This window comes from Enterobacter sp. 03-F-07-AD-ECC (assembly GCF_047530935.1).
Classification (GTDB): domain Bacteria; phylum Pseudomonadota; class Gammaproteobacteria; order Enterobacterales; family Enterobacteriaceae; genus Enterobacter; species Enterobacter cloacae.
Map to the genome: position 1 here is coordinate 114,322 of NZ_JBLKBZ010000010.1, position 25,690 is coordinate 140,011.

A 25,690-nucleotide genomic window follows, 5' to 3' on the forward strand; every position below is an offset into this window, starting at 1 on the left:
TTAAGTACTTAGTACTTTTCGCCACGGGCACGCAGTTCGGACAGAACTGTATCGATGCCTTTCTTATCAATTACACGCATACCTTTAGCAGATACGCGCAGGGTGACAAAACGCTTCTCGCTCTCAACCCAGAAACGGTGAGAGTGCAGGTTCGGCAGGAAACGGCGTTTAGTCGCGTTCAGTGCGTGGGAACGGTTGTTACCGGTCACCGGACGCTTGCCAGTAACTTGGCAGACTCGGGACATGTCTATTCTCCAAAAATCAAATTAGCTCGAGCTTCGTATGGGGTATCGGCGCCTCGTCAGGCTTTACAGCCCGGTCATCGCATAGTTCTATTGAACTCTCGATTGCCAGGCCCAAATGCCAAACCCGAGATTCTCAAAGGTGGCGTAGTATACGCTGACTCGGCGGTGTGCTCAAGTCCCGAACAGACAAAGATCCCGATGGATCGCGAGAAATAGCCTAAATCCAGCCATGTTCTGCAAAAGAAAGGTACTCTCCGCGGCCAATTATCAGATGGTCCAGCACACGAATGTCCATGAATTGACAGCATTTGACAATGCGGTCGGTGATCTCTTTGTCAGCTCTGCTTGGTTCTGCACAGCCAGAAGGGTGATTATGCGCGAGTATCACGCCGGCTGCATTCAATTTTATTGCTTCGCGCACAATTTCACGCGGATGAACCTCTACATGGCTTAGCGTGCCCGAGAAAAGGTGGCTATGCTTGAGCACCCGGTTCCGGTTATCGAGAAAGATCACCATAAAGATCTCGCGTTCAATATCGGTTAACTGACTTTGCAGAAACTCGCGCGTCATCGCAGGAGTCAGTATCGGGTCCTCTTCCTGCATACGAACACACTGAAAACGGCGGGCCAGCTCGGCAATCCCCTTAAGCTGGGCATATTTCGCCACACCGATACCCTCCACATGCGCAAACTCCGCCAGTTCCGCCGTCATCAAACCGTAGAGTGAACCAAAATGGCCTATCAGATCTTTTGCCAGCGTAAAGACCGTTTTGCCCGGCGTACCGGTGCGCAAAAAAAGCGCCAGCAGTTCCTCATCTTTTAGCAAAGTGACGCCATAGCGCAGCAATTTTTCGCGCGGTAAGAGCAGTTCATCCTCGTCTTCCATGCTTTTTCTCCCTGTTTTTTGCCCATCTTGCCATAGGCTACTCAGGTACCTGACTCTCGCGTCTCGTTCTTGCGTAACGCCTCGCAAAGTGACCGAAGGACAAGATCACCCCGTTTTTGGGATTGTGATAAAATGCCCGCTCTCTGGTGAAACCCAACAGGAAAGAATCATGATGAGCCTGGCCGGTAAAAAAATCGTTCTTGGCGTTAGCGGCGGCATTGCAGCCTATAAAACGCCGGAACTGGTGCGCCGTCTGCGCGAGCGCGGGGCCGACGTACGGGTCGCGATAACCGAAGGCGGAAAAGCCTTTATCACTCCTCTGAGCCTGCAGGCCGTTTCAGGATACCCGGTATCTGACAGCCTGCTTGACCCTGCCGCAGAAGCCGCGATGGGCCATATTGAGCTTGGGAAATGGGCAGACCTGGTTATCCTTGCCCCCGCCACGGCCGATTTAATTGCCCGCGTTGCCGCCGGGATGGCGAACGATCTGGTTTCGACCATTTGTCTGGCCACGCCCGCTCCTGTTGCCGTCGTGCCGGCCATGAATCAGCAGATGTATCGCAATGCCGCGACCCAGCATAATCTACAGACGCTGGCCTCGCGCGGCCTGCTGATCTGGGGGCCGGACAGCGGGAGCCAGGCCTGTGGCGATGTCGGACCAGGTCGTATGCTTGATCCATTGACTATTGTCGATATGGCCGCGGCCCATTTTTCGCCTGTCAACGACCTGCAACATCTCAACATCATGATTACAGCCGGCCCAACGCGCGAGCCGCTGGATCCGGTACGTTACATTACCAACCACAGCTCCGGTAAAATGGGCTTTGCGATTGCGGCCGCAGCGGCGAAACGCGGCGCGAACGTCACGCTGGTCAGTGGCCCGGTCTCGTTACCTACGCCGCCTTTTGTGCAGCGTATTGACGTCACCACCGCGCTGGAAATGGAGGCCGCGGTACAGGCCCGTGCGCAAAATCAGCAGATTTTTATCGGTTGTGCTGCCGTCGCGGACTACCGCGCAGAGACCATTTCTGATGCCAAAATCAAAAAGCAAGGCGATGAATTAACACTAAAAATGGTGAAAAACCCGGATATCGTTGCTGGCGTCGCCGCGCTGAAAACCCATCGTCCTTACGTTGTTGGGTTTGCCGCAGAAACAAATAATGTGGAAGAATATGCCCGGCAAAAACGTACCCGCAAAAACCTCGATTTGATTTGCGCGAATGACGTATCGCTGGCCACGCAAGGATTTAACAGCGACAGCAACGCACTGCACCTTTTCTGGCAGGATGGAGATAAAATCTTACCGCTTGAGCGCAAGGAACTCCTGGGCCAACAATTACTGGACGAGATCGTTACCCGTTATGATGAAAAAAATCGACGTTAAGATTCTGGACCCGCGTGTTGGCGAGCAATTCCCGCTACCAACCTATGCCACCTCCGGCTCTGCCGGTCTTGACCTGCGCGCCTGTCTCGATGACGCCGTAGAACTGGCTCCGGGTGCGACCACCCTGATCCCAACGGGCCTGGCGATTCACATTGCTGACCCTTCACTGGCGGCGGTGATCCTGCCACGTTCAGGCCTGGGTCATAAGCATGGTGTCGTGCTGGGTAACCTGGTCGGCCTGATCGACTCTGACTACCAGGGCCAGCTGATGGTCTCCGTCTGGAACCGGGGTCAGGACAGCTTCACCATTGAACCGGGCGAGCGTATCGCGCAGATGGTCTTTGTACCTGTGGTGCAGGCAGAATTTAACCTGGTGGCAGACTTTGATGCCACCGACCGTGGCGAAGGCGGCTTCGGCCATTCCGGGCGCAAATAACCGCCCGACAGACACGCATCTCACAGCGCCATAATGTCATAACAAACCGCAAACGCCAGTTTGCGGTCGCTGTGTGGATGCCAGCCTGACAAGTGCTTATTTTCAGGGGTATTTTGCAACATGGCAGAAAAACAAACCGCGAAAAGGAACCGTCGCGAAGAAATACTTCAATCTCTGGCTCTGATGCTTGAATCCAGCGATGGCAGTCAACGCATCACCACCGCAAAACTGGCCGCCTCTGTAGGCGTGTCTGAAGCGGCGCTGTACCGTCATTTCCCGAGCAAAACCCGGATGTTCGACAGCCTGATCGAGTTTATCGAAGACAGTCTGATCACGCGTATCAACCTGATTCTGAAAGACGAAAAAGACACCACTGCGCGTCTGCGTCTGATTGTGCAATTGATTCTGGGATTTGGAGAACGTAACCCGGGCCTGACCCGTATTCTGACTGGCCATGCGCTGATGTTTGAGCAGGACAGACTGCAGGGTCGCATTAACCAGCTTTTCGAGCGTATTGAAGCGCAGCTGCGCCAGGTACTGCGTGAGAAGAAAATGCGTGAAGGCGAAGGTTACAACACGGATGAAACGCTGCTGGCAAGCCAGATCCTGGCGTTTTGCGAAGGGATGCTCTCCCGTTTTGTACGCAGTGAGTTCAAATACAGCCCAACGGACGATTTCGACGCCCGTTGGCCGTTAGTGGCGGCGCAGTTGCAGTAACGTCGTTGCCGGATGGCGGCTACGCCTTATCCGGCCCACAAATTGCGCAGGCCCGGCAAGCAACGCGCCACCGGGCAATTCCGTTACACGCCAAACTCTTCGCGATATGCCCGCACCGCAGCCAGATGATCCGCCATCTCTGGCTTCTCTTCCAGATACGCAATCAGGTCTTTCAGATTAATGATTGACGTCACTTTGCAGCTGTAATCACGTTCAACTTCCTGAATGGCCGAGATTTCACCACGACCCCGTTCCTGACGGTCCAGAGAAATCAACACGCCAGCCAGCGTCGCGCCGTTGGCCTGGATAATCTCCATGGATTCGCGAATGGCGGTACCCGCGGTGATGACGTCGTCCACCAGCATCACGCGCCCCTGCAGTGGGCTGCCAACCAGGTTGCCGCCTTCACCGTGGGTTTTGGCCTCTTTACGGTTAAAGCAGTACGGCACGTCGCGGTCATGGTGTTCTGCCAGCGCAACCGCGGTGGTGGTCGCAATCGGAATGCCTTTATAGGCCGGGCCAAACAGCAGGTCGAAATCAATCCCTGAATCCACCAGCGCTTCGGCATAGAAACGGCCTAACAGCGCCAGATCGCGCCCGGTATTGAACAGCCCGGCATTGAAGAAATAGGGGCTCTTGCGCCCGGATTTCAGCGTAAACTCGCCAAACTTGAGGACCTGCTTGTTAAGCGCAAACTCAATAAACTGGCGCTGATACGGTTTCATGGATTCGCTCCTTTGTCTTTTCTGTCTTACAGGCAAAAAAAAGGCGACTCATTGGTCGCCTTTAAAATCAATTTTCTAACGCCGCTTTCTGCGTCGTTACAATAGATTCAATTCCCCCTCGGGCCAGAGCCAGCAAGGTGAGAAGTTCTTCGTGGGTAAACGGTTCGCCTTCTGCGGTGCCCTGCACCTCAATGATACGTCCGTCTTCGGTCATCACCACGTTCATGTCAGTTTCGGCAGCGGAGTCTTCTACGTATTCCAGATCGCAAAGCGCTTCACCGTTAACGATACCGACGGACACCGCGGCAACCATCCCTTTCATTGGGTTTGTTTTCAGCTTACCGGCCGCAACCAGTTTATTCAGGGCATCCGCCAGCGCCACACAGGCACCGGTAATCGATGCGGTACGCGTGCCACCGTCAGCCTGAATGACGTCGCAGTCCAGGGTAATGGTGAATTCGCCCAGCGTTTTCAGATCAACAGCGGCGCGCAGCGCACGCGCGATGAGACGCTGAATTTCCATGGTACGGCCGCCCTGCTTACCCTTTGCCGCTTCACGGGCATTACGGGTATGCGTTGCACGCGGCAGCATGCCGTATTCAGCCGTGATCCAGCCCTGGCCCTGACCTTTCAGGAAACGCGGAACGCCTTCTTCAATGGAAGCCGTGCACAGCACTTTGGTGTCACCAAACTCAACCAGAACGGAGCCTTCAGCGTGTTTTGTATAGTTACGGGTCAGGGTGACGGGACGCACCTGATTGGCGCTACGACCTGCTGGACGCATGATGAATTCTCCGGCTTGAAACGAATGTGGCTGCGCATTATACGGATAAAGGACGCTTATTCCTATCCTGAGAAGCCCCTGAAAGCTATAATCCCCCCATCTCTCCTTTAAAAACGGGAATATCTATGATCCGCAGTATGACCGCCTACGCCCGGCGTGAAATCAAGGGTAGCTGGGGTAGCGCTACCTGGGAAATGCGTTCGGTAAACCAGCGCTATCTGGAAACCTATTTCCGTATGCCGGAGCAGTTCCGCAGCCTTGAGCCTGTGGTGCGTGAGCGTATCCGTACGCGTCTGACGCGCGGCAAAGTGGAATGTAACCTGCGTTTTGAGCCGGATGCCAGCGCGCAGGGCGAACTGATCCTCAACGAAAAACTGGCAAAACAGCTCGTCAATGCGGCGAACTGGGTCAAAATGCAAAGCGACGAAGGCGAAATTAATCCGGTTGATATTCTGCGCTGGCCTGGCGTCATGGCTGCCGGAGAGCAGGATCTGGATGCAATTGCCGCTGAAATCCTTGCCGCCCTCGACAGCACGCTGGATGATTTTATCGTTGCTCGCGAAACCGAAGGCCAGGCACTGAAAGCGATGATTGAACAGCGCCTTGAAGGCGTCAGCGCCGAAGTGGCAAAAGTACGTACCCATATGCCGGAAGTGCTGCAGTGGCAGCGCGAGCGTCTGGTTGCCAAACTGGAAGAAGCGGAAGTTCAGCTGGAAAATAACCGTCTGGAACAAGAGCTGGTGCTGATGGCGCAGCGCGTTGACGTGGCCGAAGAGCTGGACCGTCTGGAAGCACACGTTAAAGAGACCTACAACATTCTGAAGAAGAAAGAAGCCGTTGGGCGTCGTCTCGACTTTATGATGCAGGAATTCAACCGCGAGTCGAATACCCTGGCGTCTAAATCAATCAATGCCGACGTGACGAATTCCGCCATTGAGCTCAAGGTACTGATTGAGCAAATGCGCGAGCAGATCCAGAATATTGAGTAAGCTATCAGCAACTCACACCAAGCATCAAAAAATCAAGAAGCCCGCGACATTGCGGGCTTTTTTGTTATCATGGACTATCATGAAAACGCGACAAAGCGCATGATTAGGGTGTACACAATGGTGTACCCATTGATATTTGTGTACATCAGTTTGGGTACACCCCAATTCAAAACTTGGATATTCGCAAAATGCCAAAACTAACTGATATGCAGATCCGCGCATGGATAAAGGCCGGGGAGCGATTCGAGGGACGGGCTGACGGGAACGGGTTATATCTACGCTACCGTGAAACTGATAAAACCCCCACATGGAGATTCCGATATAAGCTTGCCGGGAAGTCACGCGCTATGCTGATTGGCTCGTATGCTGAACTGTCATTAGCCAAAGCCAGAGAAACAGCCAAAGAGCTATCCGCCCGCGTATCGTTAGGCTATGACGTTGCCGGGGAGAAACAGGAACGTAAAGCCAAAGCACTGGCAAAAATTGAAGATGACAAAAACGCCATGCGTGTTTCTCAGCTTGCCGCAGAATATTTCGAGCGTCAGATCCTGCCACGCTGGAAGCACCCTGACATTCTCCGTCGCCGCATCGACAAAGATATAAACCCCTGCATTGGTCAAATGAGGGTGGAGGACGTGAAACCACGCCACATTGACGACATGCTAAAAGGCATTGTTGACCGTGGAGCGCCAACCATAGCGACAGACGTTCTACGCTGGACGCGCCGCATATTTGATTACGGAATTAAACGTCACGCGCTGGAGATAAATCCGTGCTCAGCCTTTGAGGTTTCGGACGCTGGCGGGAAAGAGGTTGCCCGTGAACGATGGCTTACCCGTGACGAGTTGATCAGACTTTTTCAAGCCATGCGACAGGCTAAAGGGTTTAGCCGCCAGAATGAGCTTACATTCAAGCTCCTGCTAACCTTATGCGTACGTAAAATGGAGCTATGTGCCGCCCGCTGGGAAGAATTCGACCTGGATGGGGCAATCTGGCATCTGCCAGAAGAACGAAGTAAAAACGGCGATGCCATCGACATACCGTTGCCGCCCCCAGCAGTAGAGTGGCTGCGAGAGCTGTGCACCTTTTCGTGCAATAGCAAATGGGTATTACCTGCCAGAAAGATGCAAAACCGCATGATCCCCCATATTCAGGAAAGCACCCTGCCCGTTGCGCTGGCAAAGGTTCGCGCTGAAATGCCCGATGTACCCCACTACACCATTCATGATTTCCGGCGTACTGCCCGTACCCATCTTGCTGCGCTGGGCGTTGATCCAGTGGTGGCCGAACGCTGCCTTAACCACAGAATTAAGGGTGTAGAAGGGATTTATAATCGCTACCAATATTTTGAGGAGCGCAAAGCCGCACTTATGTTGTGGTGTGATTTGCTGGTGGCACTGGAACGCGGTGAAGATTACAACGTGACGCCTATCATAAAGGCGCATAAGCTATCGTAAGAACAGATTGAGCCTAGTTCGACGGGACGAAAAGCGGATAGCCTTACTGCCTGACTCAATCCTATTTTAGGCATTGCGTGAAAGGTTACGCTATGAGCAAATTGTTCCAGTTGAAAAGTTGGTTGACCATCGAGGAAACCGCAAACAGGTTAACCACAACACTCGGTGAAAAGGTATCTGTAGCCGATTGTCTACAATTGGCTGTAGAAGGCCACATTACAATTTCAGCAATGCTGGATGAAGGCCGTTACGCTATCGCATCACAGGTCATCAAAACATCACAACGAAAGGTTTGTGAAAAATGGATCATTGAAACCAATAGCGACGGCGCAGTAATTAGAACCATTGCTGGTGATGAGTTCTATTCTAACGAGCAACTAGATTATGAATATGAAGATATAGAAAGAGTCAGTGATGTTTTTCGTATAAATCATGGCATATACGATCTACCGATGGTTGGGGCAGAATCTTTAGATGTTATGCACGAGTTTGACCTTTCACGCGCCAAGGTTCCCCGTGAATTTCACAACATGGAAGGTGCTTTCCTCTTAACAGAATTTGGTCTGGTGAACATTCTGAACGCGTTCGATGAATATGCCATCAAGTCAGATGAAAATGGAAAACCTAAACTGTACGACAAAGAATCACAGAGGTTTGTTGACTTTAGCCTCGATGGTTATCATCCCTTTTTCTATCCTGCTGATGGGCTGGGTAATGTCGAATTCGTATTCAGAAAAGAAAATATTGCAGAATTTGAAAAGAAAACACTCAGTGATAACAACAGTCTCCTGAACCTCGATGAAAGTCTTTTACTGCTTGGCGCGGTGCTCAGCGCTTTAAAAAAAGCCGAACCAACCTCTAAAAGGTGGACACAAGAAGCTCTCAAAGCAGAAATGCTGGATAGGGGTTTAAAATTAAGCTCCCGCTTACTGGATGAATATTTCTCATCAGCTAACAAATCTTTTAAATCATAAAGTTAATTTCGCAGCGAAAATCCATTTTTCGTTGCGATGACATCTAATCCCCCTGATCACATGATTACCGTAACTTCAACAGCTATCACATGAGTTACAGGACATATGACAGCACATAACGCAGCGCAATCAGCACTTCCTACTACTGGATACATCCGCCGTTTTCGTATGCCGGAACTTCTGGGTGTTTCCATGCCAACCATTGACCGCTGGGTTAAGAACGGTACTCTGCCGCGCCCGGTAAAACTCACCGATAACGTGACCGCCTTTGATGCGGTAGAGATTAATAACTGGCTGGCTGAGCGCCGGGGAAAGGTGGCGTAATGAAAAAGAAAAACCGCCCCGTTCAGCAGGCGGCTAACTCAGATATTCGCACGTCTGATATTACGCCGACTACCAGCCCGGTACAAGTACCTAAGCGCACCCCAAAGAAACACCGCGCCCGCGTCTATATGCTGCGTACTGGAGTAGAGGGATGGACAGAAAATGACATCCTACGCTACTGCCGTCTCTCATCCGGGCGTAATTATGCGTCTGAACTGGAGCGCCAGCTTGATATTCAACTGGAGCGTATCGATGAGAAAAACCCGGATGGTATCGGCGCACACCTGCGCTACCGTTTTTCCAGCCGTGGCGACGTTCTCAAGGTCATCCAGCTTGTGAACCATAACGCCGCCATTAATGAACATCACGGGTTATCTCAGCAGGATATTACCGACATTCTGAACCTCTACCCGGACGCGTTTAACGCCGCATAACGGAGCCTGACAAATGAAAATCGAAAAAAGCCGATTCAATTCGGAGGCCGCCCCACAATCCTACGTTAGCCAGAAAAAAATTCCTCAAGCAGTCGAGGGGGATATTTCCGTTATCCGGTTTGAGGGCATCAAAGTTCGCATCGTCCATATGGATGGCGATCCGTGGTTTATCGCCAAAGATGTTTGTGAGGCACTGGAAATAGCCGATCACAAAGTCGCATTGAGGCGATTAGATGCCGATGAAAAGGGCGAGTGTTTAGCACCCACCCCCGGTGGATTGCAGGTTATGCGTACCGTCTGCGAATCGGGCTTTTACAAATTGATCGCCCGCAGCCGGAAGGCCAGCACCGCTGGAACGTTCGCACATCGTTTCACTAACTGGGTATTCCGCGAGGTTATCCCCTCTATTCGTAAAACTGGCTCCTATGGTGTGCCGTTCGCCTTCCTGAACGACCACAGCAAACGCAAAGCAGCTTACGACAAGAAGGCCAGCAAGCGCGGTAAAGACCTGCAAGCCTGCAAAGGTGAGAAGTCCCGCCTGATCGCCGAAGAAGCGGAGCTATGGCGCAAATATCAGCCTCAATTGCCGGAGGTTCACTGATGACCACCATCCAGAACAAAGCCTTTTCCCTGGCTGGCCTGATGTATGCCTTGCGCGGGATCGCGTACGCGCATGAGGGTAAAGCTGGCATAACAGTGCCAGCTAATGCCAGCTCCTCATTTTCTCGTCGTGGTGACGAGGAGAGTTTCGAGACCAGTACGCGCATGCGTGAAGGTGAGTTTCTGGAGTCCATAAAAAAGGGCTTGCTGAACGGCTGGCGATGGCGAACAACATCGAGGGCGCAATGATTGAGCGCTACGGCATTGAGCAGGGAACAGAGAACGCCATTGTGTTCTACCGCGCCATGCTGGATGCGGAGCGCGGTGAGCTGACCCCGTTCGGACGTGAAACGCTGGCAGAGCTACACGATCACTTCATTGCTGATCTGGATGAAAACGGCTGGCCTGAAATGCCAGCGGCGCACTGAGGGGGCGACATGATTACCAAAAACTTCCGACTGAATGCGTTGGCGAACCAGTACGCGGCGGCACTTTACAACCACATCACGGCTATCAATGGTGGCAATTACTTCATGGTTGACGCGGCAGGCCAGCAAATCCGTGTGGAACTGGTGGGCGGCGTCAGTGGCACGCGCCAGCTTATTGGTGGTTACGCGCTCGAAGCACTCAAAGAGACATACCCTCAATGGGAAAGCATCGGGATCACCATGCTGGAGAAATGCGTTAATGCTGGTGGCCTGACTGATACCGGGCGCGAGATATGGAAAAGCATGGTTGATGATATGGGCGCGACCGTGGCAGGGGGCAATCATGCGTAATATCGACCTTATCCGCGAAGTCACCCACGCCGCTGCCGGACAATGGCCTTTTGTACTGGCTGGCGTGAATATCAACGTTCCTGATTCGCCAAGAAAACATACCACCTGCCCCGCGTGCGGCGGCACGGATCGCTTCCGGTTCGACGACAATGGTCGCGGTAGCTTTATCTGTAACCAATGCGGCGCGGGCGACGGCTTAGACCTGATTAAGAAAGTGAACAACTGCGACACCACGGAGGCGGCATACCTTGCCGCTGATGTGCTGGGTATTGATTACCGGGCAGCGCAAACCGACCCGGCGGCAGCGAGCCAGAGAAGGGAGCAACTGGAAGCTGACCGCCAGCAGCGTGAGCAGGAACGCCAGCAACAGGCAGCAGAGGACACAGAGCAGCGAAGGGCTACGTTTGCCCGTCTGTATGCCGGAATGCGCCAGAACGTCACACAGGGCGAATCTGATTACCTGCAATCAAAAGGGCTGACTGGGTTTAATTACCCTGTTATGTCCGATGGTACGTTACTCCTGCCGCTGGTGGCTGAGTCCGGCGCAGTGGTGGCAGCGCAGACCATCACCCCACAGGGAGATAAGCGACTCCTAGCAGGTTCAGCAAAGCTTGGGGCATATCACGCCGTAAACCCACCGGAACAGCCGCAGGAGGTGCTCATTGCCGAAGGGCTGGCAACTGCCTTATCTGTTCACCTGATACGCCCTGACGCGCTGACGGTGTGCGCCATTGATGCTGGCAACCTGCTCCCCGTCGCAATACGGATGCGCCAGCAGCACCCGCAGGCGCAGATCATCATTGCCGCCGATAACGACCGACTGGACGACAAGCCCAACACCGGCACAGATGCCGCAGAAAAGGCTGCGTTTGCCGTCACGGGCTGGGTTGCTGTACCGCCAACAGATTGTAAAGCCGACTGGAACGACTACCACCAGCAAAACGGGCTGGAAGTAGCTACGGCTGCGTTTAACGATTCAATGTACCAGCCGCAGGGGGAATGCGTGAAACCACAACTACAGGCCATTGAGAGTGGTAAAACTGACCAACCAGAGAAAGACCCGCTAAAACCCCGCATTGAGAGCCGCAAAGATGGCGTTTACTGGATCACGCCTAAAGTGGACAAGGAAAGCGGCGAGATTATCAACAATGAAAGCTGGCTGGCCTCACCGGTGGACGTTGTCGGCACCGGGCGGGACGATAAGGATCAGTTCCTGATTATCCGCTGGCAGGCATTCGGTAGTAATGCGCTGACGACAGCCGCGATCCCCATGGCTGACATTGGCGAGCGCGAAGGATGGCGCATTCTGAAAGCGGGCGGGGTTAACGTCACCACTAAAAGCAGCTTGCGGGCGATTCTGGCTGACTGGCTACAGCGTAGCGGCTCGCGAGAATTGTGGCGTGTTGCTCACGCTACTGGCTGGCAGTGCGGGGCATACATCATGCCGGACGGGGAGATTATCGGCGCACCTGCGCAACCCGTTTTATTCAGTGGCCGCAGTTCTGCCGCTGCCGGGTATACCGTGGCGGGAACCTCTGAGAGCTGGCGTAACAGTGTTGCGGGTCTGGCATACGGTAATTACGCGATGATGACGGGCATTGCCGCCGCACTGGCAGCACCGTTAATCGGGCTGGCTGGCGCTGACGGGTTTGGCATTCACTTCTATGAACAGTCGAGCGCGGGTAAAACCACCACGGCGAACGTGGCGAGCAGCTTATACGGCAACCCGGACTTACTACGCCTGACGTGGTACGGCACGGCGCTGGGTCTGGCGAACGAAGCCGCCGCACACAATGACGGGCTGATGCCACTGGATGAAGTTGGACAGGGGGCAGACCCCATAAGCGTGTCACAGTCTGCTTATGCACTGTTTAACGGCGTGGGGAAATTACAGGGAGCAAAGGAGGGTGGCAACCGCGATTTAAAACGCTGGCGAACCGTGGCGATCAGCACCGGGGAAATGGACTTGGAAACCTTCATAGCCACCGCCGGACGCAAGACCAAAGCCGGGCAACTGGTGCGCCTGCTGAATATCCCGCTGAGTAAGGCGGTGCGCTTCCATGACCACCAGAACGGCAAACAGCACGCCGATGCGCTGAAAGACGCTTACCAGCATCATCACGGCGCTGCCGGGCGGGAGTGGATCAAGTGGCTGGCAGGCCACCAGCAGCAGGCCATTGATACCGTGCGTGAGTGTGAAGTCCGCTGGCGCAGTCTGATTCCTGTCGACTATGGCGAGCAGGTTCACCGCGTGGCCGCACGTTTTGCCATTCTGGAGGCGGCGTTATTGCTGGGTGAAGTAGTCACCGGGTGGGATGCTCAGACGTGCCGTGATGCCATACAGCACAGCTACAACGCGTGGTTGCGTGAGTTCGGCACAGGCAACAAAGAGCACCAGCAGATTATTGAGCAGACGGAGGCGTTTCTTAATGCGTATGGGTTCAGCCGTTTCGCGCCGTTCCCCTATAGTTCTACCGACATGCCCGTTAAGGATCTGGCGGGGTATCGTCAGAAGGGGAACCACGACAGCGATCCTGTAATCTTCTACACCTTTCGCGGCGCATTCGAAAAGGAGATCGCGCAGAACTTTAACCCGACGCAGTTCGCCGAAGTTCTGAAAAATGCCGGGATGCTGAAACCGCCAGCCAGCGGACGTGGTTATCAGCGTAAATCACCGCGTATCGACGGGCGACAGATTAACGTTTATGTCCTGACCTTCCGGCCTGAGGACTACGATGAGCCAGAGGAATAGCATTTCTCACATGCGTAAAAAGGGTGTTGGTTCAGTTAGTTCAGTTGGTTCAATATGTAAATCTTTTTGTTTTATAAGGCCTTTTATTTTCATTTTGAACCAACGCTGAACCAACAACTGCCCGTTTTGAACCAACATGTTTTGATAAGGGCATTCACTCTGGCAGGCAGTGAACCAACAGAAATCCCCGCTGAACCAACACAAAATCGCTAATGTTGGTTCAGTAAAAACCAGTGCTGGTGCGAGCTGGCGGGCAATGAACCAACTGAACCGACTGAACCAACAATATATCTGTTATGTATACCAAATTGACGACCAGGGAATGTAATGAACGAAAATGTACAGAAATTAGTAGAAAACACGGTTAAAGACATACTGCTAGGAAATACAGCATTAACTTTTCTTTTTGCTGTTCCGCTGGCTTATATCTTCAGGAATGGTCTGGATATAGGCATATGGCTCCTCACGTTGTTTATAGCTCCGGCACTATGTGGTGTTGGAACTTGGATCGTGAGCCGCATCCAGCATCATGCCAGAGATTTCTTTCATTCCAGTTGGGCAAGGCGAGGTTATGTTGCATATGTTCTGGGATCTGCTGAGCTTTTGGTTATTTATTCGATTACTCAAATAATTAGAACGCTTATTAAGTAAAAAACACCGAGACCGAGATGTTTTAGCAAGAGGGCTAAACGTGACAGCACAGATTTCTGCATACGGGCGGCTTGTGGCAGATCCCAAGACCCGCACTACAACGAACGGTAACGCCTTCCGGTTCAATGGTGGTAAGAGACAATGGCAGGCCACCAGCGGGAGGTGATGGTTCGCAGTAAAGTTCGCACCAAAACGGCTGTAAATTTTGGACTGTTCTTGACGGATTTTAAACCTTTGTAGCGCTAAACCCGCGCCAGTCGCGGGCTTTACGCCTGATCATGATTTAGGTTGTCCAGAATATTCAGGTTCGCGCCACTGGTTCGCAGTACGCGGACAGGTACGCAGCAAAACTGCGCATTGAGCGTGCGTACCATCGGATGAATATTGTGAATTGCGCAGTTTGCAAAGTAACCACGGAAAACGAAACGGATACCAATGCGCAAATCATCCTCAAGCCCGCGCAGTTACTGGCTTTATTAATGTGAAGCTGCAAAGTTTGTGCGCAATTTACGGTGAAATACGCATATTATTTCGTATTCATTTTTTTGCGCATTCGCAATCTGATTTGCAGCGATTCGTAGGAGGCCAGCCAGTGAGAGACAGGACGCGCAGCTATACCACGGACTTACCCCGCATTGGTCTGAAATTCCTCGCGCACATCCGCAGCAATTTGGTGGGCGCAGTAACCGGTACACAGCTTTCCTGCCAGACAGAGTGCGGAACCCTGTATATCTTCCGACAGGCAGACGGCTACGCCATGACAATCAACGACGTTACACGGGCAATCAGAATCACGACCACACAGGCTGGCTACGGCGTTCGGCAATGGTACGTTTGCCCCCATTGCGTGAAACGGGTAGCGAAGCTGTATATCGGTTCGAAGGATATAGGCTGCCGGAAATGCTGGAAACTCCACTACAAAAGCCAAAGCGTGGATAAGTTAGATCGGATGCGTATGAGCATACGCCGCCAGCGGTACGCCATTTGGGGAGACGGTGAGCAGTTTCGTAATCTGTTTAACCACGCGAACACTTTTCCTAAGCCAAAGGGTATGCGATGGGAGACGTTCGAGCGGAAGTTAGGCAGGCTTATAATGTATGAGGCTGCATACTGGCGGGCGTTCAGTCCGGTTGTGGACAAGATCACCGGGCGTGTGCGGTCGTAATTCGCCGAACAGCTAATACAAAGAGCGGATATAACCAGACAGGGACAATCACCATGACGTCACATTTTAGGGCGGTGATCACGTAGACTATCAGGAGGAGGGGTAAAAATATTTGCGGTATAATGTTACCTTGTGATGCTTCACGCTCCCTCTTAAGGCGATGGATATGGCTAAAGATCTTACTACCTCCGCACATGACCGACAGAACATACTTAATAATTCTTATGCCCTAACTCATGCTGAAAAACATATGTCCTTAGGTGGGATTGAGTTCAATGGCGAAAAAGTGTTCACAAAAAACCAGTTGATTGAACTTTTTGATGTAAGCGACACAACGATTGAACGCTATATTAACAATCACTTAGATGAATTAAAAAACAATGGATACACCCTCTTAAGAGGAAAATCTCTAAAGGATTTCAAAGAGATAGCAGATGGTACCCTCATCAATGAAGGTACCAAAACCTCAATACTAGGCATATTCAAGTTTCGCTCAGTTTTGAACCTAGCAATGTTACTAGTTGAAAGCGAACAAGCACGTGCAATACGAGCTCGCCTTTTAGATATTGTTATCGATACGCTGGCAGAACGTTCAGGCGGCCATACAAAATTCATCAATCAACGTGATGAAGACTACTTAGTAGCTGCGTTCAAAGACGAAAGCTATAGAAAAAAATTCACTGACGCTTTAGATGAGTACGTCGAAGGCAACAAATGGAAGTATGGGAATTTAACAAACTCGATCTACCAAAGCATTTTTCATGAAAATGCCAATGAGTATCGCAGTGTTCTTAAGCTACACCAAAATGACAAGATTAGAGATACTATGTACTCGGAGGTGTTGACTTTAATCTCTAGCTTTGAGGCTGGTTTAGCACATGAAATCAAGCAGAAAGCCGAACATCTTGGTCGCAAGCTCACTTATAAAGAAGCAGAATCCATACTTAAACAAATGGAGGGGCATCCTCTATATGAGCCAATGCTAGTAGACGTTAGGACTAAAATGGCTAGCAGAGATTTATGCTTTCGCGATGCCCTACATGAAAAACTTGAAGCGTATGTTAAAGCTGTTCCTGCGGGTGATTTTGAGCGTTTTCTTGGAGAAAAAAGCAAGTCATTAGAGGAAAGGCTCAATGACCCTGAAACCCTAGAAGTGTTTAAAAGATTGAAAGATCGCTAGGGGTATCAATGGACGATATAACATTCAATTATTTTGACATTCATCACGCTATTCGAGTTCATGATTGGATCATTGATAAAACAGGCGGCTTACACGGAATCAGAGACCAAGGGGTACTTGAAAGTGCCCTTGAGCATATCCAAAACGATTGGTATTACCCCGAGTTCGTGGATAAGCTAAGTCACTTATTCTTTGCAATAAATAAATTTCACGCTTTTACTGACGGAAACAAAAGATCAGGCATCGCCCTTTCAACATACTTTCTTGAGATAAATGGTTTCGGCCATTGTGTGCAGCTTTTTGTGCGCGAAATGGAAAACATCGCTGTTTGGGTGGCTGATGGGGCGATAGAAAAGGAATTGCTCAAAAACATCATCCATGATCTGATCTTGTGCGAAGAAATACTTGAAACAACCAAGCTGAATATCGCCATAGCTGTAATGGAGTTTGACGCTCAAAGGCATGGTTAAAAAACAAACACATTGATTTTATGTGTACACAAGGGTGTACCTACTGAAAAAAATCATTACCAAAAAACCAGTAACTACGCAGCTTTAAGACGCCTACTCAACAAACAGATCCAATATTGAGTAATACTATTCGGGTGGCGTCGACCGACGTCACCCATTACTATTTCTAATCCATTTTAACCCGTCTTTTCTCGCTTTGCCGCCACCAATCAACCTTCTCCACTATGGGTTGATAAAATTTTATAGGGCAAACCCGCTCCCTTTAGAAAATCTCAATCGTGATCGTGCGCACAAAACGTTAACCTTCCCGGCTTCACACCGGAGGTTATATGCTGCTTCACACTCTTTATCTCATTGGCATCACTGCAGAAGCCATGACTGGCGCGCTTGCAGCCGGTCGTCGCCGAATGGATACCTTCGGCGTGATCATTATTGCCACAGCGACCGCGCTGGGCGGCGGTTCCGTGCGCGATATTCTGCTGGGCCATTACCCGCTGGGCTGGGTGAAAAACCCCGAGTACGTGATTATTGTGGCGACCGCCGCCGTAGTAACCACCATTGTCGCACCCGTTATGACCCATCTGCGTCGCCTGTTTCTGGTGCTTGATGCGCTCGGGCTGATTGTCTTTTCTATCATTGGCGCACAAATCGCGCTCGATATGGGTGAAGGGCCAGTTATCGCCACCATTGCCGCCGTGGTGACCGGGGTGTTTGGAGGCGTGCTGCGCGATATGTTCTGCAAACGTATTCCTCTGGTCTTTCAAAAAGAGCTGTATGCCGGCATCTCCTTCGCGGCAGCGGTGCTCTATATTGCCCTGCAGCATTATGTTTCGAACCATGATGTGGTGGTCATCTCCACGCTGCTGTTCGGCTTTACGGCCCGCATGCTGGCGTTGCGACTGAAGCTCGGCCTGCCGGTGTTTCACTACAAACACAGCGCTCACTAATTTCAGAATCCCTTGATGTGCTGTTCAGCCAGCCACTTTGCCAGCACATCCACCTCCGGCGCGTGGAGCCAGTTAACGATTTGCCGCGCTTTCTCCTCTCCCGTCCCCGGCAAGGTCTGCCAGTCCATAGCGCTACGCTGGTGCATGGTCTGCCATGATAGCTCTCCGGCGGCTTTCAGGGTCGCCTGAGCCAGCGGAACACCCATCGCCATGATCCAACGAATAAAAGGACGCTCGCGCACCAGATTAAACTGATGCCAGAGCGCCAGTCCGCGTGCAGCCGAAAACCCCGGCGTGGTTTGCAGCTGCGCCTGGGTTAACAACAGCCATGAGAAAATATGTTCAAAGCGATGTGCCTGCCAGAGCGCCCGCCAGCCTGACTCGCCTAAACCGGCAATATCCAGCCCCTGCTTAGAACTGAGCCACGTCAGCCGGGCAAAGAACTGCTCCATACATTCCGGTGAAGCGTAAAAACAGCTGAGAGAATGGTACTGCGGGACTGGAGGTTCTGGTTTTTGCCGGTCGGTCCCTCGCCAGACGACTTTGTCGAATCGGGGGATCCCCTGTCCGGCCAGGCTTACCTGGATCTGGTCGCCCGGCGCGATATCCAGCCTTTGCCAGCGGCCAACGGACCCGAGGCTAACCCGCTGCACCTGTTTATCATCCAGCCGTACTGGCTCCAGCGCCGCCACAACGGCAATTTTACCCGTACGGCCCACAGTGAAGTGAATATCCCGTACTTCAGCAACCTGCGCGACAGGGGGATATTTCCATGCAACAACCCAACTGCCCTCTCCAGGCAGCCAGTTTTCACCCGGCAGTTCATCCGCCGAGCGAACCACAATGCCGTCCGTGGCAAAGGGTAATGCTGCGGTGTGCCACGCTGAGCGCTGCTTTTCTACGGCCTCAATATGCTCTACGGGCAAGGTATAGCGCGCCGTCAGGGTAAATCCCGCGTCAGACAGTTCCGCCAGTGCGGTTTTCATCTCTTTTGGCCCGTCTGGCCAGGCCCAGATGAATACCCCAACCTCTCTCAAAAACGCGTTATCCTGCTGGCGCATCATCGCACCTGCGACTTTTGCGCGTGCATTCATTCCGCCCATCTGCTGCTGAATGTGATTTTCACGCTGCCAAAAAAGCTCTCCCTGTAACACGCTGTTCGCCAGCGCACCGGAAAGATGTTGTGGCACCGACGGTATTAAACGCACCTGCGATGTCCAGTCTTCACCTTTTAACCCATCGCCACGGCTAATGGCCTGAGCCAATGTTCCCCCCCGATACACCAGCGTGACCGCTACACCGTCAACTTTGGGTTGCATCCAGAGATTGCGCCGGGCATGCATCCACTGGCCAAGCTCTTCTTTACTGCTCACCTTATGAACCCCTGTATGGGCGACAGGGTGTTTGATACGTCCCGTCAGGGCGGGAAGTGCTGCGTCAGGTGAGGCATGCCCAAAACAGTGCTGCCACTGTTTTAACCGTCCGTTGAGCTGGTCATACACTTCATCGTTCACTTCGCTGATACCCTGCTGCCAGTAGGCGTCATCCCAGCGTTTGATTTGCGCACTTAACGTCGCAATCTCTTTCTCCGCCCTCGCCTGAGACCACACCGGGCACACCGCCGCCGCAGAACCACACCACAACAGCATGAAGCCGCTTATCCATCGCCACATTGCTACCCCTCCTTTACGTTGCTGGAGGTATAACCCGGCGACGAAAACTACGCTAATGGCAACATTGCGCTTTGCGAGGCGCTATCCAGAGTGAATTTATGTTGCTGCAAAACACAGGTAAAACCTGAAAACGACACGCAAAATGCAATAATCCAGGGGAAAAAGTGTGACAAAGGCTACGTCACACAGCGGCGACGTGTATAATAAGCCCGTATGTAGGACTTCTTCGTTAACACATACAAAAGACTCTCATGGCTCAAGGCACGCTTTATATTGTTTCTGCCCCTAGTGGCGCGGGTAAATCCAGCCTTATTCAGGCACTGTTAAAAACCCAACCGTTGTATGACACTCAGGTTTCTGTTTCACACACCACGCGTAAACCGCGTCCGGGTGAAGTGCACGGTGAACACTATTTCTTTGTCGATCACGACGAATTTAAAGCGATGATTGGCCGAGACGCGTTTCTTGAACACGCAGAAGTTTTCGGGAACTACTACGGTACTTCGCGTGAAACCATTGAGCAGGTTCTGGCAACCGGCGTGAATGTGTTCCTGGATATCGACTGGCAGGGCGCACAGCAAATTCGCAAGAAAATGCCTGATTCGCGCAGTATCTTTATTTTACCGCCGTCGAAAGATGAGCTGGATCGCCGCCTGCGTGGCCGCGGTCAGGACAGCGAAGAGGTCATTGCAAAGCGTATGGAACAGGCAGTTGCAGAAATGAGCCATTACGCCGAATATGATTACCTTATTGTGAATGATGATTTTGATGCCGCACTGAGCGATCTCAAAACCATCCTTCGCGCAGAACGTCTGCGTATGAGCCGCCAGAAGCAGCGACATGACGCATTAATCACCAAACTGTTGGCAGACTGAACCCACTTTCAGTATTATGCCCAGTCATTTCTTCACCTGTGGAGCATTTTAAGTATGGCACGCGTAACTGTTCAGGACGCTGTAGAGAAAATTGGTAACCGTTTTGACCTGGTGCTGGTCGCCGCGCGTCGCGCTCGTCAGATGCAGGTAGGCGGAAAAGATCCGCTGGTACCGGAAGAAAACGATAAAACCACCGTAATTGCACTTCGCGAAATCGAAGAAGGTCTGATCAACAACCAGATCCTCGACGTGCGTGAGCGCCAGGAGCAGCAAGAGCAGGAAGCCGCAGAACTGCAGGCCGTAACCGCCATTGCTGAAGGTCGTCGTTAATTAAACCTGCGGGTCGCCCTTGTATCTGTTTGAAAGCCTGAATCAACTGATTCAAACCTACCTGCCTGAAGACCAGATTAAGCGTCTTCAGCAGGCTTATCTCGTTGCACGTGACGCTCACGAGGGCCAGACACGTTCAAGCGGTGAACCCTATATCACGCACCCGGTAGCGGTGGCCTGTATTCTGGCCGAGATGAAACTCGACTATGAAACGCTGATGGCCGCTCTGCTGCACGACGTGATCGAAGATACCCCTGCCACTTACCAGGATATGGAACAGCTGTTTGGCAAAAGCGTTGCCGAACTGGTGGAAGGGGTGTCCAAGCTTGATAAGCTGAACTTCCGCGACAAGAAAGAGGCGCAAGCCGAAAACTTTCGCAAGATGATTATGGCGATGGTGCAGGATATCCGCGTCATTCTCATCAAACTCGCTGACCGTACCCACAACATGCGCACGCTGGGCTCACTCCGCCCGGACAAACGTCGCCGCATTGCCCGTGAAACCCTCGAAATCTACAGTCCGCTGGCGCACCGTTTAGGTATCCATCATATTAAAACCGAGCTGGAAGAGCTGGGTTTTGAAGCGTTGTACCCGAACCGCTATCGCGTCATTAAAGAGGTGGTGAAAGCCGCCCGCGGTAACCGTAAAGAGATGATTCAAAAGATCCTCTCGGAAATTGAAGGACGTTTACAGGAAGCGGGCATTCCCTGCCGCGTGAGCGGTCGCGAAAAACACCTGTACTCTATTTACTGCAAAATGGTGCTCAAAGAGCAGCGTTTTCACTCGATAATGGATATCTACGCGTTCCGCGTGATCGTCCACGACGCCGATACCTGCTATCGCGTGCTGGGGCAGATGCACAGCCTCTACAAGCCGCGTCCAGGGCGCATGAAAGATTACATCGCCATACCAAAAGCGAACGGCTATCAATCTTTGCATACCTCGATGATCGGCCCGCATGGCGTCCCTGTTGAAGTGCAGATCCGCACAGAAGACATGGACCAGATGGCGGAGATGGGTGTCGCCGCACACTGGGCCTATAAAGAGCACGGTGGTGAAAGCAGCACCACGGCACAAATTCGCGCCCAGCGCTGGATGCAGAGCCTGCTGGAGCTGCAGCAGAGTGCGGGTAGCTCGTTTGAATTTATCGAGAGCGTAAAATCCGATCTCTTCCCGGATGAGATTTACGTTTTCACGCCTGAAGGGCGTATTGTCGAACTGCCTGCGGGCGCGACCCCGGTCGACTTCGCGTATGCCGTGCATACCGATATCGGCCACGCCTGCGTAGGCGCACGCGTTGACAGACAGCCTTATCCGCTGTCTCAACCGCTCGCCAGCGGCCAGACAGTCGAAATCATCACCGCACCGGGCGCACGTCCAAACGCGGCCTGGCTGAACTTTGTTGTGAGCTCCAAAGCGCGCGCCAAAATCCGTCAGCTGCTGAAAAACCTCAAGCGTGATGACTCCGTCAGCCTTGGGCGTCGTCTGCTCAACCATGCGTTGGGTGGCAGCCGTAAGCTGGCAGAGATCCCACCAGAACATATCCAGCGTGAACTCGACCGGATGAAGCTCACCTCTCTGGACGATCTGCTGGCGGAAATTGGGCTGGGTAACGCCATGAGCGTCGTGGTAGCCAAAAACCTGCAGCAGGGCGAAGCAATACCTTCCGCACCTGGCGCATCCGGTCACGCGCATCTGCCGATCAAAGGCGCGGACGGGGTGCTTATCACCTTTGCGAAGTGTTGCCGTCCAATTCCCGGCGATCCGATTATTGCGCATGTCAGCCCGGGCAAAGGGCTGGTTATCCACCATGAATCTTGTCGTAACATCCGCGGCTATCAAAAAGAGGCGGAGAAGTTTATGGCGGTCGAGTGGGATAAAGAGACGGCGCAGGAATTTATCACCGAAATTAAGGTGGATATGTTCAACCACCAGGGTGCCCTGGCGAACCTGACGGCAGCGATCAACACGGCTTCTTCCAACATTCAGAGCCTGAACACGGAAGAAAAAGATGGCCGCGTATACAGCGCCTTTATTCGTCTGACCGCCCGCGACCGCGTGCATCTGGCAAATATTATGCGCAAGATCCGCGTCATGCCGGACGTCATTAAAGTCACCCGAAACCGAAACTAGTTTTATGAATGCACAACGTTATGCACGTATCTGCGAAATGCTCGCCAGGCGTCAGCCTGATCTGACGGTCTGCATGGAGCAGGTCCATAAACCTCATAACGTCTCTGCCATTGTCCGTACCGCAGACGCCGTCGGCGTGCATGAAGTGCACGCCGTCTGGCCCGGTGCCCGCATGCGCACCATGGCGTCGACAGCCGCAGGCAGTAACAGCTGGGTGTCCGTCAAAACCCATCAGACCATCGGAGAAGCCGTATCGCACCTGAAAGGTCGCGGTATGCAAATTCTTGCCACCAACCTGTCTGCCAAAGCGGTCGATTTCCGCGAGATCGACTACACCCGTCCGACCTGCATTTTGATGGGTCAGGAGAAAACCGGGATCACTCAGGAAGCGCTGGATCTGGCGGATCAGGACATCATCATCCCCATGATCGGCATGGTGCAGTCCCTGAATGTCTCTGTGGCCTCCGCGCTCATTCTGTATGAAGCCCAACGCCAGCGTCAGAACGCCGGGATGTACGAGCGCAGCAACAGCATGCTGCCGGAAGACGAACAGCAGCGCCTGCTGTTTGAAGGCGGCTATCCGGTGCTGGCTCGTGTTGCAAAGCAGAAAAAATTGCCTTACCCCCACGTCAACGCGCAGGGCGAAATTGAAGCCGATGCCGGGTGGTGGGCCACCATGCAGTACGCAGGGTAACCGATGAAAGGCCGCCTGCTGGATGCCATCCCGCTCAATAGCCTGACGGGCGTGGGCGCGGCGCAAAGCAGTAAACTGGGCAAAATTGGCCTGCACACCGTGCAGGATCTCCTGCTCCACCTCCCCCTGCGTTATGAAGACCGCACGCAACTTTATAAGATTGGCGATCTGCTGCCCGCGATTTACGCCACCGTTGAGGGTGAGGTGCTGAACTGCAATATCACCTTTGGCGGCCGCCGGATGATGACCTGCCAAATCAGCGACGGCACCGGCATTCTCACCATGCGCTTTTTCAACTTCAACGCGGCGATGAAAAACAGCCTTGCAACAGGCCGCCGGGTGCTGGCGTATGGCGAAGCCAAACGCGGGAAATATGGCGCAGAGATGATCCACCCGGAGTACCGCGTGCAGGGCGATCTCAGCACGCCGGAGCTGCAGGAGACGCTCACCCCGGTCTACCCGACAACGGAAGGTATCAAACAGGCGACGCTGCGTAAGCTCACCGACCAGGCCCTGGAATTACTCGATACCTGCGCCATCACCGAGCTGCTGCCGCCTGAGCTGGCGCAGGGAATGATGAGCCTGCCGGAAGCGCTGCGTACGCTGCATCGCCCGCCGCCCACGCTGCAGCTCAGCGATTTAGAAAGCGGCAAACACCCCGCCCAACGGCGTCTTATCCTTGAGGAATTACTGGCGCATAACCTGAGCATGCTGGCGCTGCGCGCCGGTGCGCAGCGTTTTCATGCCCAACCCTTAAGTCCGCGTGATGAGCTCAAGGATAAGCTGCTGGCCTCCCTGCCGTTTAAACCTACCGGTGCCCAGGCGCGCGTCACCGCCGAGATCGAACGCGATATGGCGCTTGATGTGCCCATGATGCGCCTGGTGCAGGGCGATGTAGGCTCTGGTAAAACGCTGGTTGCTGCCCTGGCAGCCCTGCGCGCCATTGCCCACGGCAAGCAGGTGGCGCTGATGGCGCCGACGGAACTGCTGGCGGAGCAGCACGCGAATAACTTCCGCGCCTGGTTCGCCCCGCTGGGCATTGAGGTGGGCTGGCTTGCCGGAAAACAAAAGGGCAAAGCGCGTCTTGCGCAACAGGACGCCATCGCTCGCGGTGAGGTGCAGATGATTGTCGGCACCCATGCCATCTTCCAGGAGCAGGTGCAGTTTAACGGCCTCGCGCTGGTGATCATCGATGAACAGCACCGCTTTGGCGTGCATCAGCGCCTGGCGCTGTGGGAAAAAGGGCTGCAGCAGGGCTTCCATCCGCACCAGCTGATCATGACCGCCACGCCTATTCCGCGAACCCTGGCGATGACCGCCTACGCCGATCTGGACACCTCCACCATTGACGAGCTGCCGCCGGGCCGTACGCCGGTCACGACGGTGGCCATCCCGGATACCCGCCGCAGCGACATCATCGATCGCGTGCGCAACGCCTGCACCCATGAAGGACGTCAGGCGTACTGGGTCTGCACGCTGATTGAGGAGTCTGACCTGCTTGAAGCGCAGGCCGCAGAAGCAACGTGGGAAGAGCTGAAGCTGGCGCTACCGGAACTGAAGGTGGGCCTGGTGCACGGGCGCATGAAGCCCGCAGAAAAACAGGCCGTCATGCAATCCTTCAAACAGGGTGAGCTGCATTTGCTGGTCGCCACAACGGTGATCGAAGTGGGCGTGGATGTGCCAAACTCCAGCCTGATGATCATCGAAAACCCGGAGCGTCTGGGGCTTGCGCAGTTACACCAGTTGCGTGGCCGCGTGGGCCGTGGTGCGGTGGCCTCACACTGCGTTCTGCTCTACAAAGCCCCGCTCTCAAAAACCGCGCAGATGCGTTTGCAGGTACTGCGTGACAGCAATGACGGATTCGTCATTGCGCAAAAAGACCTGGAGATCCGTGGCCCGGGCGAGCTCCTGGGCACACGTCAGACCGGGAACGCCGAATTCAAAGTGGCAGATTTGCTGCGCGATCAGGCCATGATCCCTGAAGTTCAGCGGCTTGCCCGCCATATTCATGAACGCTACCCCGAACAGGCGGCAGCGTTAATTGAGCGCTGGATGCCGGAAACTGAGCGCTACTCCAACGCCTGA

General features: G+C 53.2%; 27 protein-coding genes and 2 pseudogenes. 24 read left to right on the top strand and 5 right to left on the bottom strand.

The annotated features are described in order from the left end of the window. Window positions 1-8 precede the first annotated feature (8 nt). Both rpmB and radC read right to left on the bottom strand, forming a co-directional pair. Complete coding sequence (gene rpmB / locus ACMWKA_RS16200) at window positions 9-245, bottom strand: 50S ribosomal protein L28 (RefSeq protein WP_002436699.1); 237 nt, start codon at window positions 243-245, stop codon at window positions 9-11. 217 nt (window positions 246-462) lie between these two features. Further along, entirely contained in the window at window positions 463-1,131 is a 669-nt protein-coding gene (gene radC, locus ACMWKA_RS16205; RefSeq protein WP_013094892.1) for a RadC family protein, read from the bottom strand. 172 nt (window positions 1,132-1,303) lie between these two features. On the opposite strand from radC, the gene coaBC reads away from it, so the two are divergent. The 3 genes from coaBC to slmA all read left to right on the top strand — a co-directional run bounded on the left by coaBC (window position 1,304) and on the right by slmA (window position 3,668). Then, complete coding sequence (gene coaBC, locus ACMWKA_RS16210; RefSeq protein WP_105826592.1) at window positions 1,304-2,515, top strand: bifunctional phosphopantothenoylcysteine decarboxylase/phosphopantothenate--cysteine ligase CoaBC; 1,212 nt, start codon at window positions 1,304-1,306, stop codon at window positions 2,513-2,515. Further along, the gene (gene dut, locus ACMWKA_RS16215; RefSeq protein WP_015570042.1) at window positions 2,493-2,951 is read left to right on the top strand and encodes a dUTP diphosphatase; all 459 of its coding nucleotides are present in this window, start codon (window positions 2,493-2,495) and stop codon (window positions 2,949-2,951) included. Before coaBC ends, dut begins: the two co-directional genes overlap by 23 nt. Before the next feature lie 120 nt (window positions 2,952-3,071). Further along, on the top strand, window positions 3,072-3,668 hold the full coding sequence (slmA, locus tag ACMWKA_RS16220; RefSeq protein ID WP_014830147.1) for a nucleoid occlusion factor SlmA: 597 nt from the start codon (window positions 3,072-3,074) through the stop codon (window positions 3,666-3,668). Between the two features lie 83 nt (window positions 3,669-3,751). Here slmA and pyrE read toward each other — a convergent pair whose 3' ends face one another. Both pyrE and rph read right to left on the bottom strand, forming a co-directional pair. Next, the gene (pyrE, locus tag ACMWKA_RS16225) at window positions 3,752-4,393 is read right to left on the bottom strand and encodes an orotate phosphoribosyltransferase (protein ID WP_013094889.1); all 642 of its coding nucleotides are present in this window, start codon (window positions 4,391-4,393) and stop codon (window positions 3,752-3,754) included. A 67-nt stretch (window positions 4,394-4,460) separates the two neighbouring features. Continuing rightward, window positions 4,461-5,177: a ribonuclease PH gene (gene rph, locus ACMWKA_RS16230; RefSeq protein WP_013094888.1), complete on the bottom strand. Its 717-nt coding sequence runs from the start codon at window positions 5,175-5,177 to the stop codon at window positions 4,461-4,463. A gap of 125 nt (window positions 5,178-5,302) precedes the next feature. On the opposite strand from rph, the gene ACMWKA_RS16235 reads away from it, so the two are divergent. The 16 genes and pseudogenes from ACMWKA_RS16235 to ACMWKA_RS16310 all read left to right on the top strand — a co-directional run bounded on the left by ACMWKA_RS16235 (window position 5,303) and on the right by ACMWKA_RS16310 (window position 17,899). Further along, window positions 5,303-6,166, top strand: coding sequence for a YicC/YloC family endoribonuclease (locus ACMWKA_RS16235; protein ID WP_013094887.1), 864 nt, complete (start codon window positions 5,303-5,305; stop codon window positions 6,164-6,166). 188 nt (window positions 6,167-6,354) lie between these two features. Then, window positions 6,355-7,623, top strand: a complete 1,269-nt coding sequence (locus ACMWKA_RS16240) for a tyrosine-type recombinase/integrase (protein ID WP_097406394.1) — start codon at window positions 6,355-6,357, stop codon at window positions 7,621-7,623. Window positions 7,624-7,715: 92 nt separating this feature from the next. Beyond that, on the top strand, window positions 7,716-8,597 hold the full coding sequence (locus ACMWKA_RS16245) for a hypothetical protein (protein WP_180251024.1): 882 nt from the start codon (window positions 7,716-7,718) through the stop codon (window positions 8,595-8,597). Between the two features lie 105 nt (window positions 8,598-8,702). Next, window positions 8,703-8,921, top strand: a complete 219-nt coding sequence (locus ACMWKA_RS16250; RefSeq protein ID WP_001705541.1) for a helix-turn-helix transcriptional regulator — start codon at window positions 8,703-8,705, stop codon at window positions 8,919-8,921. After that, window positions 8,921-9,355, top strand: coding sequence for a hypothetical protein (locus ACMWKA_RS16255; protein ID WP_180251025.1), 435 nt, complete (start codon window positions 8,921-8,923; stop codon window positions 9,353-9,355). The genes ACMWKA_RS16250 and ACMWKA_RS16255 overlap by 1 nt, the downstream gene beginning before the upstream one ends. Window positions 9,356-9,368: 13 nt before the next feature. Further along, on the top strand, window positions 9,369-9,956 hold the full coding sequence (locus ACMWKA_RS16260) for a Bro-N domain-containing protein (RefSeq protein ID WP_180251026.1): 588 nt from the start codon (window positions 9,369-9,371) through the stop codon (window positions 9,954-9,956). After that, the gene (locus tag ACMWKA_RS16265; protein WP_180251027.1) at window positions 9,956-10,204 is read left to right on the top strand and encodes a hypothetical protein; all 249 of its coding nucleotides are present in this window, start codon (window positions 9,956-9,958) and stop codon (window positions 10,202-10,204) included. Before ACMWKA_RS16260 ends, ACMWKA_RS16265 begins: the two co-directional genes overlap by 1 nt. Beyond that, window positions 10,159-10,383, top strand: a pseudogene (locus ACMWKA_RS16270) (hypothetical protein); the annotation flags it as partial. The gene ACMWKA_RS16265 and the pseudogene ACMWKA_RS16270, both read left to right, overlap by 46 nt. A 9-nt stretch (window positions 10,384-10,392) precedes the next feature. Beyond that, window positions 10,393-10,734 (top strand): hypothetical protein, encoded by a 342-nt coding sequence (locus ACMWKA_RS16275; protein ID WP_180251028.1) that lies wholly within the window; start codon window positions 10,393-10,395, stop codon window positions 10,732-10,734. Further along, entirely contained in the window at window positions 10,727-13,486 is a 2,760-nt protein-coding gene (locus ACMWKA_RS16280) for a DUF927 domain-containing protein (RefSeq protein WP_414236420.1), read from the top strand. The genes ACMWKA_RS16275 and ACMWKA_RS16280 overlap by 8 nt, the downstream gene beginning before the upstream one ends. A gap of 327 nt (window positions 13,487-13,813) precedes the next feature. After that, the gene (locus tag ACMWKA_RS16285; protein ID WP_180251030.1) at window positions 13,814-14,137 is read left to right on the top strand and encodes a hypothetical protein; all 324 of its coding nucleotides are present in this window, start codon (window positions 13,814-13,816) and stop codon (window positions 14,135-14,137) included. Between the two features lie 40 nt (window positions 14,138-14,177). Beyond that, window positions 14,178-14,249, top strand: a pseudogene (locus tag ACMWKA_RS16290) (single-stranded DNA-binding protein); the annotation flags it as partial. A gap of 480 nt (window positions 14,250-14,729) precedes the next feature. Next, the gene (locus ACMWKA_RS16295) at window positions 14,730-15,302 is read left to right on the top strand and encodes a hypothetical protein (RefSeq protein ID WP_414236435.1); all 573 of its coding nucleotides are present in this window, start codon (window positions 14,730-14,732) and stop codon (window positions 15,300-15,302) included. A gap of 166 nt (window positions 15,303-15,468) precedes the next feature. Continuing rightward, window positions 15,469-16,482 carry a DNA-binding protein gene (locus tag ACMWKA_RS16300; protein WP_079795989.1) on the top strand — a complete coding sequence of 338 codons (1,014 nt, stop codon included), beginning with the start codon at window positions 15,469-15,471 and terminating at the stop codon, window positions 16,480-16,482. 8 nt (window positions 16,483-16,490) lie between these two features. Further along, window positions 16,491-16,952 carry a type II toxin-antitoxin system death-on-curing family toxin gene (locus ACMWKA_RS16305; protein ID WP_180251031.1) on the top strand — a complete coding sequence of 154 codons (462 nt, stop codon included), beginning with the start codon at window positions 16,491-16,493 and terminating at the stop codon, window positions 16,950-16,952. A gap of 329 nt (window positions 16,953-17,281) precedes the next feature. Continuing rightward, window positions 17,282-17,899 (top strand): trimeric intracellular cation channel family protein, encoded by a 618-nt coding sequence (locus ACMWKA_RS16310; RefSeq protein WP_013094886.1) that lies wholly within the window; start codon window positions 17,282-17,284, stop codon window positions 17,897-17,899. A 2-nt stretch (window positions 17,900-17,901) separates the two neighbouring features. Here ACMWKA_RS16310 and ligB read toward each other — a convergent pair whose 3' ends face one another. After that, window positions 17,902-19,572, bottom strand: a complete 1,671-nt coding sequence (gene ligB / locus ACMWKA_RS16315; RefSeq protein WP_095907196.1) for an NAD-dependent DNA ligase LigB — start codon at window positions 19,570-19,572, stop codon at window positions 17,902-17,904. A gap of 251 nt (window positions 19,573-19,823) precedes the next feature. Between ligB and gmk the strand changes: the two genes are divergently transcribed. From gmk to recG, 5 genes are read left to right on the top strand one after another with little or no spacing between them, the layout of a single operon-like run. Next, window positions 19,824-20,447 carry a guanylate kinase gene (gmk, locus tag ACMWKA_RS16320; protein WP_013094883.1) on the top strand — a complete coding sequence of 208 codons (624 nt, stop codon included), beginning with the start codon at window positions 19,824-19,826 and terminating at the stop codon, window positions 20,445-20,447. A gap of 54 nt (window positions 20,448-20,501) precedes the next feature. Next, window positions 20,502-20,777, top strand: a complete 276-nt coding sequence (gene rpoZ, locus ACMWKA_RS16325; protein ID WP_000135058.1) for a DNA-directed RNA polymerase subunit omega — start codon at window positions 20,502-20,504, stop codon at window positions 20,775-20,777. A gap of 19 nt (window positions 20,778-20,796) precedes the next feature. Beyond that, window positions 20,797-22,911, top strand: coding sequence for a bifunctional GTP diphosphokinase/guanosine-3',5'-bis pyrophosphate 3'-pyrophosphohydrolase (gene spoT / locus ACMWKA_RS16330; RefSeq protein WP_013094882.1), 2,115 nt, complete (start codon window positions 20,797-20,799; stop codon window positions 22,909-22,911). 4 nt (window positions 22,912-22,915) lie between these two features. After that, window positions 22,916-23,605 (top strand): tRNA (guanosine(18)-2'-O)-methyltransferase TrmH, encoded by a 690-nt coding sequence (trmH, locus tag ACMWKA_RS16335; RefSeq protein ID WP_020686483.1) that lies wholly within the window; start codon window positions 22,916-22,918, stop codon window positions 23,603-23,605. 3 nt (window positions 23,606-23,608) lie between these two features. Further along, window positions 23,609-25,690, top strand: a complete 2,082-nt coding sequence (gene recG, locus ACMWKA_RS16340) for an ATP-dependent DNA helicase RecG (RefSeq protein ID WP_014830141.1) — start codon at window positions 23,609-23,611, stop codon at window positions 25,688-25,690.

Bases quoted from the DNA above. Each gene is read 5' to 3' on its own strand.
- rpmB (WP_002436699.1), bottom strand. From the start codon at position 245: ATGTCCCGAGTCTGCCAAGTTACTGGCAAGCGTCCGGTGACCGGTAAC.
- radC (WP_013094892.1), bottom strand. From the start codon at position 1,131: ATGGAAGACGAGGATGAACTGCTCTTACCGCGCGAAAAATTGCTGCGC.
- coaBC (WP_105826592.1), top strand. From the start codon at position 1,304: ATGAGCCTGGCCGGTAAAAAAATCGTTCTTGGCGTTAGCGGCGGCATT.
- dut (WP_015570042.1), top strand. From the start codon at position 2,493: ATGATGAAAAAAATCGACGTTAAGATTCTGGACCCGCGTGTTGGCGAG.
- slmA (WP_014830147.1), top strand. From the start codon at position 3,072: ATGGCAGAAAAACAAACCGCGAAAAGGAACCGTCGCGAAGAAATACTT.
- pyrE (WP_013094889.1), bottom strand. From the start codon at position 4,393: ATGAAACCGTATCAGCGCCAGTTTATTGAGTTTGCGCTTAACAAGCAG.
- rph (WP_013094888.1), bottom strand. From the start codon at position 5,177: ATGCGTCCAGCAGGTCGTAGCGCCAATCAGGTGCGTCCCGTCACCCTG.
- ACMWKA_RS16235 (WP_013094887.1), top strand. From the start codon at position 5,303: ATGATCCGCAGTATGACCGCCTACGCCCGGCGTGAAATCAAGGGTAGC.
- ACMWKA_RS16240 (WP_097406394.1), top strand. From the start codon at position 6,355: ATGCCAAAACTAACTGATATGCAGATCCGCGCATGGATAAAGGCCGGG.
- ACMWKA_RS16245 (WP_180251024.1), top strand. From the start codon at position 7,716: ATGAGCAAATTGTTCCAGTTGAAAAGTTGGTTGACCATCGAGGAAACC.
- ACMWKA_RS16250 (WP_001705541.1), top strand. From the start codon at position 8,703: ATGACAGCACATAACGCAGCGCAATCAGCACTTCCTACTACTGGATAC.
- ACMWKA_RS16255 (WP_180251025.1), top strand. From the start codon at position 8,921: ATGAAAAAGAAAAACCGCCCCGTTCAGCAGGCGGCTAACTCAGATATT.
- ACMWKA_RS16260 (WP_180251026.1), top strand. From the start codon at position 9,369: ATGAAAATCGAAAAAAGCCGATTCAATTCGGAGGCCGCCCCACAATCC.
- ACMWKA_RS16265 (WP_180251027.1), top strand. From the start codon at position 9,956: ATGACCACCATCCAGAACAAAGCCTTTTCCCTGGCTGGCCTGATGTAT.
- ACMWKA_RS16275 (WP_180251028.1), top strand. From the start codon at position 10,393: ATGATTACCAAAAACTTCCGACTGAATGCGTTGGCGAACCAGTACGCG.
- ACMWKA_RS16280 (WP_414236420.1), top strand. From the start codon at position 10,727: ATGCGTAATATCGACCTTATCCGCGAAGTCACCCACGCCGCTGCCGGA.
- ACMWKA_RS16285 (WP_180251030.1), top strand. From the start codon at position 13,814: ATGAACGAAAATGTACAGAAATTAGTAGAAAACACGGTTAAAGACATA.
- ACMWKA_RS16300 (WP_079795989.1), top strand. From the start codon at position 15,469: ATGGCTAAAGATCTTACTACCTCCGCACATGACCGACAGAACATACTT.
- ACMWKA_RS16305 (WP_180251031.1), top strand. From the start codon at position 16,491: ATGGACGATATAACATTCAATTATTTTGACATTCATCACGCTATTCGA.
- ACMWKA_RS16310 (WP_013094886.1), top strand. From the start codon at position 17,282: ATGCTGCTTCACACTCTTTATCTCATTGGCATCACTGCAGAAGCCATG.
- ligB (WP_095907196.1), bottom strand. From the start codon at position 19,572: ATGTGGCGATGGATAAGCGGCTTCATGCTGTTGTGGTGTGGTTCTGCG.
- gmk (WP_013094883.1), top strand. From the start codon at position 19,824: ATGGCTCAAGGCACGCTTTATATTGTTTCTGCCCCTAGTGGCGCGGGT.
- rpoZ (WP_000135058.1), top strand. From the start codon at position 20,502: ATGGCACGCGTAACTGTTCAGGACGCTGTAGAGAAAATTGGTAACCGT.
- trmH (WP_020686483.1), top strand. From the start codon at position 22,916: ATGAATGCACAACGTTATGCACGTATCTGCGAAATGCTCGCCAGGCGT.
- recG (WP_014830141.1), top strand. From the start codon at position 23,609: ATGAAAGGCCGCCTGCTGGATGCCATCCCGCTCAATAGCCTGACGGGC.